Below are 17,250 nucleotides of genomic sequence, written 5' to 3'. Positions count from 1 at the left end.
ACACGCGAGCCAGCAATCTAGACACTTTGCACGATCGCCGCGGCGCAAATCGTTCGCCGTGCGGCATCGTAGGAAACCACCATCTTCTGACAAAGGAATGAAGAATGGCGAAAAAGAAGAAACCGAAGCCGAAGGCCAAGGCCGCTGATCCTTCGACAACAATCGAGATCAGGCTGCCGAAAGCACTTTTCGACGAGGTAACCGATATCCAGAATACGCATCCCGACGTGATTGAAGAGACATTGAAGCTCATCTTTCACCGCGACGTCACGTATGGCATGAGTGCCGTTAAGATCACCGAGAAGGATGATGATGAAGCTGATGACGAAGGGATATTCAAGCTCTGCCAAGGTTCGTAGGCCACGATCAAACAGGCTCGCGGCATGATCACGAGCGTAGGCTTGCGTTCCCTTCCGGGCTGTCGGCGATGCGAGGAAGCCAGGTGAATCGAAACTCGTTTGCCCAACGACTCGAGGCAGACTTGGCAGTACTGCCTCGTGTCGACGCCATGAATGGCCTGCCGCGGCTGCTCTACGAGTGGCTGAGCGATGAATCGTGGGTTGCCGCCGCCGGCGGGATACCATCCGCCGAGCGGCGGGCCCTATTAATCGAGGCCGGTGCCGCCACGTTCGACAACGATTGGGGCGGGTACGCATCGCGACTGCGCGGATCAACCAAGAGTCTAGATTACATTTGGGCTGCGCGCGATCGAGAGCAGCTACTGCGGCGCCACACGCAAGAACTGCTTGTGAATCTTTCGGATACGCTCGACTTTCGCCACGTGACAGCGAGCGAACTGTTTGACCAGGTGACGATCCTGGGTGACGAGCATCTACATAGCGCGCTCGACGCGGGGCGAGGCGTCCTCTTATTGTCGGTGCATCAAAGCCATCCAGGCTTCGGGTTTTTACATCCCGCTTGGCGCGGAATCGGTGTCAGCACGGTCGCGAATCTGGGGGACCGCACGGCGCCTCAGGCATCGCTGTTGCTCGATGGTTTACGCGACCGCGTTGAAATTCTGCCCACGACCGCCGCGGCGCTACGGCCGATGATCGCCCGATTGGCACGTGGCGAGTGCGTGGCCATTTACGCCGACTTTCTTTATCCAGGCACGCCGGGCATTCCTTCGGCGCTATTAGGCGGCGTTGTGAAGATTGCCAGTGCGCCCGTCGCCTTGGCCTTGCGCACTGGCGCCGCGGTGGTGCCTGTTTTAGTCGCGCGGCAGGAATCGCCCGAGTCTGAGGGGGTGCTCGTCGAGTTCGGCGCCAGGTTGCCACTGTCGGAACTCGATCCGCGCGATCCTGCGGCGCAGCGTGCCGCGGCGCTGGCCTTCGGCATCGCGATGGAAGGCATGATCCGCCGCGCACCGGCGACATGGCGTCTGTGGGGGTCGCTTACCAGCCGTTGGCGAGCAGCCGAACGCCAGTTGATCGCGGAGCGCGAAGCTCTCGACCGGCAAGGCGCGCGGTAAGCCCATTGACGCGCGCATCTGGCCAATAAGAATGAGGCGCTAGGCGCGACCCTCACGTATCTCCCCGCCAGTAAACACCCAAGGACATATCACGATGCCATGCGGACGTTCGATCTTAGTAGCGCTTGCTATTCTCTTCGTCAGTGGGGCTTCGCAAGTTGTTGTTCAAGCTGCGCCGGCAAAGGTGGAGGTGCCCGAGAGCGTCATTTTCGAGACGAACATCGAATACTCGCGCCCTGAGGGAGAGTCGCTGTCGCTGGACATGGCGCACCCTAAAGATGGCCAGGGGGTACGGCCGGCGATCGTTTGCATTCATGGTGGAGGCTTTCGCGCCGGGAATCGCGAACATCATGACGCGTTGTGCGTAAAATTGGCCGAGCGCGGCTATGTGGCGGTGACGCCGACGTATCGCTTGGCGCCGAAGCACCAGTTTCCGGCCGCTGTGCATGACGTGAAAGCGGTCGTCCGTTGGCTGCGCGCCAATGCCGGCAAGTATGGCATCGATCCGACCCGTATCGGCGCTACGGGCGATTCGGCCGGCGGCCACTTGGCACTGTTCCTCGGCTTGACGGGCGAAGTTAAGAAGCTGGACGGTATGGAGGGGGGCAATCTGGATCAATCGAGCGCGGTGAATTGTGTCGTCGACGTTTACGGCCCAAGCGACTTTACAAAGTCTTACGGCAAGAGCGTGGACGCGGCCGAGGTCTTGCCGCTGTTTCTCGGAGGGGACTTGCAAACAGCCCGACATCGGCATCTGCAAGCCAGCCCGCTGTATTGGGTCACGCCGGACGCGGCGCCGACACTGGCGATCCATGGCACCGATGACAAGTACGTGGCCTTCGAGCAAGCCGAATGGCTGATCGACCGGCTGCACGCGGCGGACGTCGAGGCCGAACTCTTGAAGTTGGACGGGGCAGGGCACGGCTTCAAGGGTGAGGATGCGAAGCGAGCCCAGGAGGCGATGTTCGCCTTCTTCGACAAGTATCTGAAGCCGCGCTAGAACTCGGATGACTCGTCGCGAACCTGGACTTCGACGGATTAGCGGCGGGCCGCGCCCGATTCGGCCTGGGCCACGGGGGCGGCGTGCGAGGCCGCGTGCATTTCGCTGGCCTGTGTCGCAGGCTTGGCCCGGGCGCCCGGGATCAAAGCGCCGCCGAGCGTGAACAGGCTAGCCGACAACAGGATCGCGGCCGGCAGGGTCATCGCCCAGGCCAGGCCGATCTTCTTCACCGTCTGCGATTGAATACCTGAGCGATTGGCCCACATCGTGCCGGCGATGCCGGAAGAAAGAACCTGGGTTGTGCTTACAGGCAGGTGAAAGACGTCGGCCATGCCGATCGTTGCGGCAGCGACGACTTCGGCCGCGGCCCCTTGGGCATAAGTCAGGTGCGACTTGCCGATTTTCTCGGCCACGGTCACCACGATGCGCTTGTAGCCGATCGTCGTGCCAATGCCCAATGCCAGGGCCACACCGACAACGACCCAGAACGGGACGTACTCGATGGCACGTGTAAATTCGCGATGGTGTTCCTTCAAAGCCTGATGCGTTTCCGGCGTCAACTTCGAATTGGCCAGCGTATATCTAAAGCGAAAAATCGCCTGGCGCACGTGCCAGCGGTCTTCTCGCGAAACATCGGCCAACGAGTCTTTGCCGGCCAGCACAGTGGCGATGGTCTGCATGTCGGGCCGTACCTTGTCGGCTACGGTCGGCGCTTCGCTTTCAACGATGCTATCGATGGCGATCGCAGCGTCGCGCAGACTCCCGGCCAGGCCGGCGTCGTGAACGTTCAGCGAATAGTAGGTGGGCAAAAATCCAATCAGGGCCAACAGGATCAGCCCCATCCCCTTTTGACCGTCGTTCGAACCGTGGGCGAAGCTGACGCCGCCACATGTGGCCAGCAGCACGCCGCGGATCCAGTTCGGAGGGCTATCTCCTTCGCCGGGCGGGTGATACAGGTTCGGATTCGTAAACACTCGTTTCATGACGAGCAGCAAGATGGCCGCCGCCGCGAAACCGATGGCGGGCGAAATCAACAGCGACATTCCCACGTCTGCGGCCTTGGCCCAGTTGATGCCGGTCATGTTGCCGCGCTGCACCAGGCTATCGGCCAAACCGACGCCGAGGATCGAACCGATCAACGTGTGCGAACTCGAAACCGGCAATCCGTACCACCAGGTCCCCAGGTTCCAGATCATGCCTGCCAGCAGCAGCGACAAGACCATTACGATCGAGCGGACCGACGAGCTTTCGATCAGTAAATCCACGGGCAGCAGGTTCACGATCGCAAACGCGACTGCCGTACCGCCGAGCAATACGCCGAGAAAGTTGCAAAAGCCCGAGAAGAGCACGGCGGGCGTGGGCCGCAATGTGCCGGTATAGATGACGGTGGTCACGGCGTTGGCGGTGTCGTGAAAACCGTTGATGAACTCAAAGCCGAAGGCAATCGCCAGCGCAAGGAGAAACGCGAGTTGGTGTCCGAGCGGAAGGGCGCTCCAGGCGTCCCACATCGAAATGCTCGCAGCGCGAAACGAGGAATGAGAATAAGAGCGAGAGAAACAGTAAGCTCGCGGCGCCTCTTTCGTCCGCCTTGCCGTTTAAGGTCTGCCCCCTTCGCTGGGCAAACCTCGAGGACTGGGCGAAATCGACACCATCAAGATACCCACGAACCGCTAATAAGCTAGCGGGTCGCGGACAACATGAATTAGGCACGCATTGTCTGCTGTGCGAGTCGGATCGTCCAGAGAGCTTTTCGAAGACGCAAGTCCTTGTCCGGCAAGGCGCCCGAGCAGTTACGTCGCGAATTCCGCAGTTGCTGGTTCGGTGGTAAGCGATCTGCGACAATCCTTTATATCATTCGAGGGGATCACCATTCTCGCCGCGAGTTCCACCATGCTTCGCCGTGCTGACGTCCTCGTGATTTGCTGGTCGTTGGTCCTGTGGTTTGGGAATACCATCGCGCAGGGGCAAGAGAATTGGACCCGCTTTCGCGGTCCTGACGGGACGGGCGTGGTGGCGGACGATCCACGCCTACCCGATACGTGGGACCAGGAAAAAAATGTTCGCTGGAAGGCGCGCATTCCTGGTCGTGGATGGGGAAGCCCAATCGTCTGGCAGGATCGGGTGTTCATATCGGCGGTCGACAGCGACGATGAGTACGAAGCACCGAAACGCGGTTTGTATCTGGGCCTTGGTCGTGGCGAGCCTCCTGATTCGATTCATCACTGGAGGGTGTATTGTCTCGATTTCAAGACCGGCGAGGTGCTATGGAAGAAAGATGCTCATGAAGGGAAACCAGTCGTCCCGCGCCATCCCAAGAATACGTACGCGGCCGAAACGCCTACGACCGACGGGCAGCGCCTGTATGTCCTGTTCGGCGACCTGGGGCTGTATTGCTACGACTTCGACGGCAATCACTTGTGGACGTACGACATCGCGCCGAAGAAGTCGATGCTCGCCTATGGGGCGGCTGCGTCGCCGATCGTCGTCGGAAACCAGGTCGTCTTTGTTTATGACAACAGCGAGGATTCTTACATTGCCGCCGTCGACGGCGCGACCGGCAAGCTGCTCTGGAAGACTTCTCGCGATGAGCAAAGCACCTGGGGAACACCGCTGGCCTGGCATCACGGGGACACAACCGAAATCGTAGCCACCGGGCGGAAGGAGAATCGTTCGTACAACACGGCAGGTGAGCTGCTTTGGCACTTCGACGGGCATATGTCGTCGCTGACGATCCCTTCGCCGTTTGTCGTCGATGGGCTGCTCTATATCACCAGCGGGTACTTTCAAGACAAGAACCGCCCGGTATACGCGATCAAGCCGGGGGCCAACGGCGACATTACGCTCGGTGAAGGGCAGACGTCAAACGACTATATCAAGTGGTCGCTGGAAAAGATGGGGCCCTATAACACGTCGCCAATTGTTTATGGCGGGCTGTACTACACGCTGCTCGATCTCGGGATGGTCACGTGCAATGACGCCGCGACCGGCGAGCAAGTTTTCAGCCGCACCCGCTTTCCGCAAGGGGCCAGTTTCACGGCCTCACCCTGGGCCTATAACGGAAAGATTTTCTTCTTGAGCGAAGCGGGAGATACGTACGTGATGCCGGTCGGTCGCGAGTTCACGATCGACCACACCAATTCGCTCGACGAGTTGTGCATCGCGACGCCAGCGATCGCGCAGGGGAAACTCCTGATCCGCACCGCCGAGCACGTCTACTGTATCGGCCGCGAGGCGCCTTGAGCGACCGTTAATCGTCGCTCGATCCTGTGACGGCACGTTTTGAAAAGCCATTGCCGTAGCCGCAATACCAGCAGCGGCAACCGGTTTTCCTGCGACGATTGCGCCGGAAATGCGCATTGCGCCACCGAAAAGCCGGTGCTTCTAAGCATTGGGCTCAATCACGATTCTAGCCGCAATCTACGTTTGCTCGGGTATCCGAAACGCAGATTCATGCGATCGATTTAACGAGCGAGATCAAGCGTATGAGCGGAACATTGCCGTATCACACGGGCGAAGGATTCGCGACAGCCGAGATGGCGACGAATCCGCTGCAAAATCATCTGGTCTATCCGCAGGATCGGCGCCCCTGGATCAGCGTACGCCGACCCTATTTGATCGCTCTGATTGCCTTGGCAATCGGTCCGGTGATCGCGGCCTGGGGATACTATCTGATTTTCGGATTGCCCGTCGTGCCCAGCCCGCGCGTCGTTGCGTACGCGGGAGAACCGCACGGCTTTCCGCTGTGGCTGCGGGCCGCGCACTTCATCAATCTGTTCTTGATGGTGCTACTGGTGCGCAGTGGGCTTTCGATTTTGCACGATCATCCACGCCTGTACTGGAATGACCATAGCACGCCCGGTTCGGATTGGCTGCGTGTGACGCCGCTCGAGGTGCCGCGCGATCGGGTTTGGACCGCGAAGGATGACAGCCGTTACCTGTCGCCGTGGATTGGTCTGCCAGGATACCGACACACGATCGGCATTGCGCGATACTGGCATTTTCTGGGCGCTGCGTTTTGGCTGGTTAACGGTCTGATCTTCGTGGCGCTGCTGTTCGGCACCGGTCAATGGCGCCGGTTGTTGCCGACCGATTTGACCATCTTCGCCGATGCCTGGCATGTGATGGTTCATTACGCCACGTTTCACTTGCCGGTCGAGCCGGACGGCTTCTATCACTACAATCCGCTGCAGCAGCTGGCGTACGCCGGCGTCGTGTTTTGCATTGCACCACTGACACTGTTGACCGGCTTGGCGATGTCGCCAGCAATCGACAATCGATTCTTGTGGTATCCGCGACTGTTCGGTGGCCGTCAAAAGGCGCGTTCGCTGCATTTTCTGGCACTGTGCGGATACGCTGCGTTTCTCGTGCCGCACGTAGCGATGGTTGTCATCACCGGCTTGCGGCAGAACATGAACCATATCGTCACGGGAACCGACGACACGCAAGCCACCGGCCTGATCTGGGGCTTGGTGGGACTGGCAGGAATCGTGATGGCCTGTTTTGTGGCGCACTGGGTGTCGTGGCATCGGCCGCGAATCTTGCAGATGACCTTTCGCCGCGTCCTGGGGCCATTTCAGAAGCTATTGGTCAATCGCTGGAAGAGCCGGTCGCGTTACACGCGCGCCGATATCTCGCCATACTTCTGGCCCAACGGAAAACTGCCCAATAGCCAAGAGTGGCTATCGCTGGGCGAAGGACGACGCGAAGGCTACACGCTGTCGATATCCGGTATGGTGGAAAACCCCATGGATTTGACGATTGCGGACCTGGAAGAACTGGGGAAGCAAGAGCAGATCACGCTGCATCATTGCATTCAGGGGTGGTCCGGGGTCGCGCAGTGGGCCGGTCTGCCGATGGCGCGGCTGGTCGAGCTGGTGCGTCCCTCGCCCGAGGCAGGCACCGTCGTATTTCGTTCCTTCGGGGAAGGGCATTACGGAGGTGCCTATTACGACACGTTGACGATGCAAAATGCGTTGCACCCCGAGACACTGCTGGCGTATGAGATGAACTACCAGCCGCTGCCGGATCAGCACGGCGCCCCGTTGCGATTGCGCGTCGAGAACCAACTCGGCTACAAGATGGTGAAATGGATCCACGCGATCGAGTTCGTCGCCTCGCCCCAAGAGGTCGGTCGCGGGTATGGCGGCAAAAACGAGGATGACGAGTATTATCCGGTGGTGGCGAATATCTGAGTGGGCTGCGCTGTTCGGGTGGTGAGAGAACTCGGAGCCCGCTGCTAATCGAACGGCTTTGGGATTATGATGATGCACTGGCAGTTAAAAACTGCCGTGGGCTTTGCCGGCGTCCCGTCGGTCGTCTGCGCCGTCACCGTTTGAATCTCCTTCAGCGAATCATCCACAGCCGGCCGATGCCAAAGCCCGACGAACAAGGCGATCCTCGCACGTCGGTTCGGCCACGCGCCAGCGGAACTGCTACCTCACGAGCGCCGGGAAGCTCGCGGTTTCGGTTTGATCGGCGTTCACTGTTGGCTGGTGGCGCGCTGTTGGTGCTAGTGCTGGTCAGTTATGCCCCGGTCGTCCGTGACACCTTTATTTGGGACGACGATGCGTATGTGACGCAGAATACCGCGCTCCATTCGCTAAATGGCCTGTGGCGAATCTGGTTCGTCCCGTTCACTCTGCCGCAGTACTACCCGCTGGTTCATTCGACGTTCTGGATTGAATATCATCTGTGGGGGCTGAAGCCGGCCGGCTATCACGTCGTTAACGTGTTGCTGCACGCTTCGAGCGTTCTTTTGTTGTGGCGGCTGCTCGTGCGGTTGCGCGTGCCGGGTGCGTGGCTGGGCGCGGCGCTATTTGCCGTTCATCCGGTGCATGTGGAATCGGTGGCGTGGATCACCGAGCGCAAGAACGTGTTAAGCCTGCCGCTGGCGCTGGCTGCGCTGTTGTGCTATTTGCGATATTCGCCGGCGGACGAAGACATTGCTGAGAGAGTGAGTGCCGAGAGTGGGACCCTTCCGCGATCGGGACGCTTGCTATGGTACGCAGCGGCGTTGCTCTGCTTCGTGGCAGCGTTACTCAGTAAGACAATCGTGGCATCGGTGCCGGCTGTGCTGCTGGTGATTTATTGGTGGAAGCGCGGGCGAATCGGACTGCGCGACGTGCTGCCGCTGGCGCCATTTTTCGTCATTGGGGCCGCCGCGGGACTCTATACGGCATGGCTGGAAAAATACGACGTCGGTGCGGCGGGGGCCGAATGGGATTTCTCGCCGGCCGATCGCGTCCTCATCGCGGGGCGGGTGGCATGGTTTTATGCGGCGAAGCTGTTTTGGCCCAAGCCGTTGATGTTCTTCTATCCTCGCTGGACGATTGATGATCATGCTGTGTGGCAATATCTGTTTCCGCTCACGGCTTTCGCCCTGGTTATAGGCCTGTGGATGGCGCGCAAGAGAGTTGGCCGTGGGCCGCTGGCTGCCGTGCTGATATTCGGCGGAGTGTTGGTGCCGGTACTCGGCTTCTTCAACGTCTATCCGTTTCGTTTCTCGTTCGTGGCCGACCATTTCCAATATCACGCGAGCATTGCGTTGATCGCGCTCGTGGCGGCGGGGGCGGCCTGGGGAATGCGGCAAATCGCGGACGATTCACAGGGGCTTGCGCGTTGCATCGCCGGCGCAGTGCTCGTGTTGTTGGCCGTATCCACGGTTCGTCGGGTGATGATTTTTCATGATCCCGAGTCGCTTTATCGCGATACGCTGGCGAAGAATCCCGAGTCCGTGGTGTCGCTGGCAAACCTGGCACTGTTTCTTGCCGATCAAGGGCGTACTGAAGAAGCGCTGCCGCTGGCACGTGAGGGAGTGAGATTGGGGCCGAACGAGGCGGCCGCGCAAAACAATCTCGGTATGGTGCTGTTGCGCGCCGGTGATCGCGACGGTTTTAAACCGGGACAACTGGAAGAGGCAGTGGAGCATATTGAGGAATGCCTTCGACTCAACCCCAAGTATCTCACGGCTCACAGCAACATGGCCTACACGCTGCTCACTCATGACGATGTGGAGGGGGCCGCTAAACATTTCCAGCAGGTCTTGGAATTATCGCCGGCCAATGCGCGAGCACTCTATGGCACGGGAGTGTGCCTGGAACGACAAGGGAAAAACGATCAGGCAACGGATTACTTCCAGCGTTCCGTCGATAGCGATCCCGACCTGGCACAGCCCCGTTATGACCTGGCGCGGCTTCGGCTAGCTGACGGGAGACTGGACGACGCGATTGAACAATTGCAGCAGGCCCTGCGAGTCGATGGCGGGAACGCGGACGGGCATTTTCTGCTTGCCAGTGCTTTGGTGCGCCGCGGTGACCTGGCCGGAGCTGCGCAACATTTTAACACGGTGGTGAAATTGCGTCCGAACCATGTGGCGGCGCTTGTAAACCTGGGCATCGTGTTGTTGAACCTGCATCAGAATGACCAGGCGCTCGTATGCCTCGAAGAGGCGCTGCGGCAGCAGCCGGATAGTGTGAACGCTCATTACGGAATGGCTACGGCGCTTGCGCAAATTGGTCAGCCGGCTGCCGCCGTCGACCAACTGCGGATTGTGCTGCAATTGGATCCGCAGCATGCCGAAGGACATTTCGATTTGGGGAACCTGCTGTTCCAGCAGGGTAATTCGCAGGGGGCGGTGGCCGAGTATTCCGCGGCGGTACGGCTGCGTCCGACGTACGTCGATGCTCTTATGAACCTGGCAAAGGCCGAGTTGAAGCTGGGGGACATCGCGGCGGCTGCTAAACATCTGGCCGAGGCAAATCGTCTGCAACCGGAGAACAGACAGATTCGCGAATTGTTGGGACAGATTGGCGGTGCCCCAGCACCTGTTCCCGGCAAATGAATTGTCCGCGCGGGACTCGACGAGCGCCCCGCTCGACCCGTCTTGCCCGGAATCCCTCCCATCGGCGATACTAAGGGCAGCCGCTGCCTGGTGGCATTCTGCCGCTGGTACACACGCCCGAGCGACCGTTTCAGCCGTAAAAAATGGTAGTCGCGAGGGCCGATGGCGCCCTGGTCCGCGGCGTACATTTCCATGATGGTTCAAGTCAGCCGGGCGACAGTTTCCGATGCAGTTCCCTCGCGGATCGGTCTGCGCGAGTTGGAACGCGCCGTGCGCGCAGCTGATCCGGCGGCCCTGCTCGTGGCGCCGCGCATCTTGCGCCGGGTGATCAAGCAGAATGCCCGGCTTCCTGGCTTCGGCCTGCACGTACCGCATCGAAAAAGCTATGTGCTGCCACGTGGCGAGCTGCTCGAGCTTGTCGATCCCGACGAACTGGACCTGGCATCGGGGGACGAGTTGCCGGAGACGGTAATCCTCTTATCACGGCCAACGGCCGAAAGATTGGTCGTGAACACGGCGGCCGACAACCTGACGAGTTGCTGGCGATTGTTGTTTCACGCCCGAGTGCATCAGGCGCTCGATCAGCAGGTCGCGGTAGGGCATCTGAGTCCGGCCGAGGTTCAGAAAAGAATCGCGCAGATCGGCACGAGTGAATTCGCCGAGATTCGCGCGGTGCTGAAACAGGAAGATTTTCTGATTCCGCCAGCGACCGATCTCTCGATTTACATCGAGTTTGCCGCGTTATTCCTGGAGCTACGGTTTTTCGCTGACGCATTCTTGCATTCGTATTTTCCTGCAATCGACGACTTCGCACGGATCGACAAGCTGCTGGCCGAAGACCTGGACGCCGCGGCCCTGTTTCAGGCGACGCGACCGCCCGGCGCGCCAGAGCTGCCGGCGCGGCGCGATACCGCGGCCGAGGAACTGGCACATCAGATTCCCGAGCCGCAACCGCCGATGTACGGCTTGCCCTCGATTCGCGCCATGCGCCGATTGCTGGACAAGGCGGCGCGGTCGAGCGTGCGCGGAAACCTGGTCCGCGCGGCGATCTTGCGCGTGGCGGCCGCGACCCGCGGCAATGCCGAACAGAGTCGGTTGGCACGCTCCGAAGCGCGCGCCGATATGGATCGCCTGGCCGAGCGGCTGCAAGCGGCGCTCGGCTTCGACGATGATGAGCGCGAGGATTGGGCGCGCATGCTGGCCCTGTTGACGACGCAGGCGGCGCGGGGCTTTTGGACGTCCGAAGCTCGGCTGCTCTATGACCTGCAAAAGGTGTGCGTCGATCACGAACGGGGTGTCTATACCTTTGACTTGCCGCGCTGGATTCGATCCGGATTTCGCGCGCCGATCAAACGACTGTTGCCTGGGCAGCGCAATGTGCTGTTTTCGAAGCATCTGCGCAGCGCCGTCCGGCGATTGGCCGCCATTCGCGTTTCGGAACGGGTGCGTGCGCGGATGGGCGTGCTGCTGCAAGTGGCGGTGGAGCGCGCCGAGGAGAATCTACGCAGCCGGTTCCGACCGACGATCGCCGCGGCGCTCGATCGCGTCCCGTTGCGTTCGCAAAACCTGCCCGAGGGAGTGGCGCGCGAGAAGCTGATCGAGGAGCTCCTGGATCGGATCGTCGAGCGCGGCTTTCTGACGATGGGAGACCTGCGCGACGGGCTATCGCGAAACAACTTGAAGATGCCCGACGTGGCGAGCCTGCGGCAACTGATATTGGGGGATCAACTGCTGCAGACGAATTGGCAGTTGGCCGAGAACATGGACGGCGTCTACCACCGCGGCGAGATCTACCTCACGCTGCCGCAGCGGCTTAGCTCGCTGGCATTCGGCACGCCGTTGGGGCGATTTCTAACGCAATACGTGGTGCTGCCGTTCGGCGGGGCGTTCTTGATTCAGAAGGGGGTGCAGCACATCATCGCCCCGCATTCCGAGCAATCGGTCTTCGACCCGTTCGGCTTGGTGGCGTTGGCCTACATGGGGTTCTTCCTGCTAGGCCTGTTGCACGTTCATCGCTTTCGGATGATCTGCCTGGACGTGGTTTGGCTGGCTGGTCGGGCAGCGCGGTCGTTGTTCATCGATCTGCCGAAGCAGCTGCTGGAATTGCCGGTCGTGCAATCGATTGTGCATAGCGTTTATTTTCGTTTGCTGCAGCGAGGGCTGTTCAAGCCGCTGTTGGTTACTGCTGTCGTGGCGCCGCTGATGTCCTATGGATTCGGCGTCACGATCACTGCGTGGCGCGGTCTGACGATCTTTCTGATTGCGAACCTGGTGCTGAACTCGCGCATCGGCCGGGACGTCGACGAGCTGATCTCCGATTGGCTGGCCCAGGCGTGGCATCGCTTCCGGATCCGGGTGCTGGCCGCGCTGTTGCGGTTCATCATGGACGTCTTCAGCCGGCTGCTCGAGAACATCGAGCGGATGCTGTACACGGTGGACGAGTGGCTGCGCTTTCGCACGGGGGAGCGGCCGACGGCCGTGGCCGTAAAGGCCGTGCTGGGAGTGCTGTGGTTCTTCGTCAACTATTTCATCCGCTTCGCTGTAACGCTGCTGATCGAGCCGCAGATCAATCCGATCAAGCACTTTCCGGTTGTGACCGTGTCGCACAAGATTCTGTTGCCGCTGACGGTGCCGTTTGATCACTTTCTGCGCGGTCCGCTCGGAAGCGTGTGGGCCGCCACGATCGCACCGACCGTGGTGTTGTTGCTTCCCGGTGTGTTCGGCTTCTTGGTGTGGGAGCTGAAGGAGAACTGGCGTCTCTACGCGGCCAATCGTCCGAAGAATCTGGGACCGATCGCGATCGGCCACCACGGTGAGGCGATGGTGCAGTTCATGCGCGTGGGTTTTCGCTCGGGGACGCTGCCGAAATTGTTCGCCAAGCTGCGTCGCGCGAATCGCAAGGCTTATTGGTCCGGAAAGTGGAAGGTCGCCAGCAAGCACTTGGCCGGATTGCATCACGCCGAGGAAGATCTGCGGCGATTCGTCGATCGCGATTTGCTGTTGATCTTGAGACACAGTCATGGCTGGTGCGGGTTGCCGATCGAAGCGGGGAGAATTGGGCTGGCCACGAACCGGGTGTTGTTCGAGCTGGTTTGCCCCGACGTGGCCGACGACAGCTTGTGGCTCGAGTTCGAAGAGCGCCATGGTTGGCTCGTGGCAGGAATCTATCAGCGTGGCTGGCTCGATATGTTGCGCGATACGCAACGTAATACGCTCGATAATGCGCTGGCAGGTTTTTACAAGGAGGCCGGCGCGGACCTGGTGCTCGATCAGCTCGAAACGCAGCTCGCGGCGCACGATGTCTCGTATGCGATCGATGATGCCGGCTTGATGGTCTGGCCGGATCGCTCTTCCGCCGACGCGACGCTCGTCCCTTTGCGCGATTGGCCGCCCGCGCCTCGCGGTCATCTACCGGCGATGTTGCCCGCCGTGCCGCTGAATCGTCCCGAGCGTCTGGTATTCGCCCGGGCCGCGATCTCGTGGCAACGCTGGGTGACTGTGTGGGATCACGATCAATCGCACGTGGGCACCACGGAGCATGCCATTAACGGCGTTTCGTTGCTGCCGACACGAAACGCGACGTGAAACGCCGGGCGGTCAAGCCGTGATTCAGGTACGACCGGCGGGACTGGCGGATGACGTTCCGCCTGCGTATTCTGGGTCATTAGTTAGCCAGCCGCCCAAACCTGTGAAGCAGCGTCGTGTTCTTGACGATGGTTGCTCGCGAATCTTCCCCCGCCTTGATGGAACTTCCTTGATGCATTCGACTCGATTCTTCCTCGCACTGCCGGCCTTGTTGTCGCTGTTTTGTGTTTCTCCGAATGTGGCACAATCGAAGACCATTGATCTGGCGAAGGCCGTAGTTGTCGTCGCGCCGACGGCGACGGCGCGCGAGCATAAGGCCGTGGCGATGTTGGTCGACGAGGTTGCCAAGCGTACCGGCGTACACATTCCGACCGGCAAGGATTGGCCGCAAGGCGTCGGGCCCGCCATTGTCGTTGGTCAAGAATCGGCACTGCCGGCTATCGGCGGGCGCTTCGCCAGCGGTCTGGCCAATGATCCCGATGCCGTGGGAGGGAAGGAAGGCTACCGGATTCGTGTCAAGCAGGATGACCGCGGTGCCGCGGTTGTCATTCTCGGCAATGACGAGCGCGGCGTGCTGTTTGGTATCGGGTACCTGCTGCGGGCGCTCCACATGTCCACGGGCAAGTTGACACTGGACGCCGATTTTGGCGTCGCCACGGCGCCTGTGTATCCGCTGCGCGGGCATCAGTTGGGCTATCGTCCGAAGACGAACAGTTACGACGCCTGGGACCTCAAGCAATGGGAGCAGTATTATCGAGATCTGGCCGTGTTCGGCAGCAACGCCATCGAGCTCGTACCGCCGCGCACCGATGATGCCGCCGACAGCCCGCATTTCCCCTTGCCGCCGTTGGAAATGATGACCGGCATGTCGCGAATCGCGGACGAATATGGGTTGGACGTGTGGATCTGGTTTCCGGCCATGGATCGGAATTACAACGATCCAAGTACAGTCGAGCATTCGCTGAAAGAGTGGGCGAACGTCTTTGAGCATTTGCCGCGCATCGACGCGGTCTTCGTGCCTGGCGGTGATCCGGGGCATACACAGCCCAAATACCTGATGGCGCTTCTCGCGAAGCAAGCCGAGGTTTTGCACCGCACGCACCCGAAAGCCCAGATGTGGGTTTCGCCACAGAGCTTCAACGATGTGTGGTTCGACGAGTTCATTCAAATACTGCGTGACGAGAATCCCGACTGGCTGGCCGGTGTGGTCTTTGGCCCACAAGTGCGCGTCAGCTTGCCGAAGCTGCGTGAAGTGGTGCCCGAGCGTTACCCGATCCGCCACTACCCCGACATCACCCACAGCCGACAGTGCCAGTACCCGGTGCCGAATTGGGATTCGGCCTTTGCCTTTACCGAGGCGCGCGAGTGCATCAATCCTCGCCCGCGCGATGAGGCGGCGGTTTTTCGGCTGCTGCAGCCATACACGATCGGTTTTCTCACGTACTCCGAGGGATGCAACGACGACGTTAATAAGTTCATCTGGAGCGGGTTAGGCTGGGATCCGCAGGCCGACGTGATCGATATTCTGCGCGATTACGCCGGCTACTTTATTGGCGATGAGTATCGAGACGATTTTGCTCAAGGGCTAGTGGCGCTCGAGCGAAATTGGCGCGGGCCTTTGGCGACGAACAAGGGCGTTGACACGACGCTGGCGCAATTCCGGGCGATGGAGCGCAAGGCGACTCCCTCTGAGTTGGGCAATTGGCGATTTCAGCAGGCGCTGTACCGTGCTTATTACGACGCGTATCTGCGCAACCGCCAGATCGCGGAAACGACGGCCGAAGACCGCGCGATGGATCGATTGCGAGTTGCGAAGGAGGGTGAGACCGAGCAGGCGATGAAAGAGGCCGAAGCGATCCTCGATGCCGCCGTGGCTCCGTTGGTGTCGGTTGATCTGCGGCAGCGGGTTGTTGATCTGGCCGCGGATCTCTTTAAGAGCATCCGGATGCAGCAAAGCGTCAACCTGTACAAGGCAATCGCGGTCGATCGCGGAGCCTCGCTCGACACGATCGATTATCCACTCAACAATCGCGCGTGGCTGAAGCGCCGGTTCGTCACGATCCGCAAGAGTTCGGACGACGCGGCACGACTCGCGGCCCTGCGCGAAATTGTCGAATGGACCAATCCTGGGCCGGGCGGTTTTTACGACGATCTGGGCAATACGGCCCGGCAGCCGCACCTGGTTTTGGGCAAGCCGTTCGACCAGGACCCGGCTTCGCTCCGCTCGGCCCGCAACGGTCACGGAGGACCAGAAACGGTAAACGGGGCCAACGCGAATATTACCGGGCCGTGGCGCACCAGTTGGCTGGACCATGCCGAATCGCTGCTCGATCAGCCACTGTTGATGCGCTACACGGAGCTCGACCCGACGGCGCAATATAAGATTCGTGTCGTGTATGCCGGTGACGGGCTGGAGAAAAAGATTCGCCTGCGGGCCAACGATGGCATCGAGATTCATCCCTACATCGCGAAGCCTAGCCCGATCGTGCCCATCGAATTCGATATCCCGGCCGAAGCGACACAATCGGGCGAGCTGCTATTGCGCTGGAACCGTGAACCGGGACGCGGCGACAATGGCCGCGGCTGCCAGGTGTCCGAGGCTTGGCTGATCAAAAAGTAGGCGGCGGGCAGAGGGCAACGGGCAGTAATTGTTTGATAGTTTTGCAGGGATTATCTGCCATGATGCTTTCGCCCCGTTTCGAGCAAGCGTTGGTATACGCGACGACGATCCATGCTGGGCAGACGCGAAAGGCTTCGGAAGTTCCCTTTATCTCGCACCTGTTGGGCGTGGCGTCGTTGGCGCTGGAGTTCGGTGCCAACGAGGACGAGGCGATCGCGGCGCTGCTGCACGATGCGGTCGAAGACGCCGGCGGCGAGCCGCGACTAGCCGACATTCGCGTCCGCTTTGGCACGGCCGTGGCCGAAATGGTGAAAGACTGCACCGATACCAGCGCGACGCCCAAGCCCCCCTGGCAAGCACGCAAGGAAGCGTATATCGCACATTTGCCGCATTCGTCCCCGGGGGCGCTGCTCGTTTCGTGCTGCGACAAGCTTTACAACACGCGCACGATCGTTGCTGACCTGCGCGAGCGCGGTGTTGTGACGTGGGAAAAGTTCCGCGGCGGTCGGGATGGCTCGCTGTGGTACTACCGAACGCTGGCGGATTTCTTCAAGACTACGAACCTGCCGCGTGGTCTGGTCGAGGAATTGCTGCGCACGGTCGCGACGATGGAGCAGTTGGCGGCGCAAGCCGGTTGAAGGCCGCGGGATCGAAGATTTCACCTGGCCAGCAGCATCAGGAGAGCGCAAAGTTCAGAGTCTGCGCTCCACCTTCTGTGCCTGGCCTCTTCGAGG

At 60.5% G+C, this 17,250-nt stretch carries 10 protein-coding genes; 9 read left to right on the top strand and 1 reads right to left on the bottom strand.

The features are described 5' to 3' along the window. The first annotated feature begins 104 nt into the window (after positions 1–104). From VGN12_20525 to VGN12_20515, 3 genes are all read left to right on the top strand, one after another. Positions 105–359: a hypothetical protein gene (locus tag VGN12_20525; protein HEY4311845.1), complete on the top strand. Its 255-nt coding sequence runs from the start codon at positions 105–107 to the stop codon at positions 357–359. An 83-nt stretch (positions 360–442) separates the two neighbouring features. Continuing rightward, on the top strand, positions 443–1,471 hold the full coding sequence (locus VGN12_20520; GenBank protein ID HEY4311844.1) for a hypothetical protein: 1,029 nt from the start codon (positions 443–445) through the stop codon (positions 1,469–1,471). 94 nt (positions 1,472–1,565) lie between these two features. Then, positions 1,566–2,471, top strand: a complete 906-nt coding sequence (locus VGN12_20515) for an alpha/beta hydrolase (protein HEY4311843.1) — start codon at positions 1,566–1,568, stop codon at positions 2,469–2,471. Between the two features lie 38 nt (positions 2,472–2,509). On the opposite strand, the gene VGN12_20510 is transcribed toward VGN12_20515, so the two are convergent. Next, positions 2,510–3,979, bottom strand: coding sequence for an inorganic phosphate transporter (locus VGN12_20510; protein ID HEY4311842.1), 1,470 nt, complete (start codon positions 3,977–3,979; stop codon positions 2,510–2,512). Positions 3,980–4,361: 382 nt separating this feature from the next. On the opposite strand from VGN12_20510, the gene VGN12_20505 reads away from it, so the two are divergent. From VGN12_20505 to VGN12_20480, 6 genes are all read left to right on the top strand, one after another. Then, positions 4,362–5,711, top strand: a complete 1,350-nt coding sequence (locus VGN12_20505; GenBank protein HEY4311841.1) for a PQQ-binding-like beta-propeller repeat protein — start codon at positions 4,362–4,364, stop codon at positions 5,709–5,711. Between the two features lie 242 nt (positions 5,712–5,953). Further along, entirely contained in the window at positions 5,954–7,663 is a 1,710-nt protein-coding gene (locus tag VGN12_20500) for a molybdopterin-dependent oxidoreductase (GenBank protein HEY4311840.1), read from the top strand. 293 nt (positions 7,664–7,956) lie between these two features. Further along, complete coding sequence (locus VGN12_20495) at positions 7,957–10,311, top strand: tetratricopeptide repeat protein (protein HEY4311839.1); 2,355 nt, start codon at positions 7,957–7,959, stop codon at positions 10,309–10,311. A 192-nt stretch (positions 10,312–10,503) separates the two neighbouring features. Next, positions 10,504–13,896, top strand: a complete 3,393-nt coding sequence (locus VGN12_20490; GenBank protein HEY4311838.1) for a hypothetical protein — start codon at positions 10,504–10,506, stop codon at positions 13,894–13,896. Between the two features lie 172 nt (positions 13,897–14,068). Next, positions 14,069–16,516, top strand: a complete 2,448-nt coding sequence (locus tag VGN12_20485; protein HEY4311837.1) for a hypothetical protein — start codon at positions 14,069–14,071, stop codon at positions 16,514–16,516. Positions 16,517–16,575: 59 nt separating this feature from the next. Beyond that, the gene (locus tag VGN12_20480; protein HEY4311836.1) at positions 16,576–17,154 is read left to right on the top strand and encodes an HD domain-containing protein; all 579 of its coding nucleotides are present in this window, start codon (positions 16,576–16,578) and stop codon (positions 17,152–17,154) included. Positions 17,155–17,250 lie beyond the last annotated feature (96 nt).

The organism is Pirellulales bacterium (assembly GCA_036499395.1).
GTDB lineage: Bacteria > Planctomycetota > Planctomycetia > Pirellulales > JACPPG01 > JACPPG01.
Note: the sequence above shows the minus strand (reverse complement) of the source record. Positions and strands in the feature narration are given on the sequence as shown.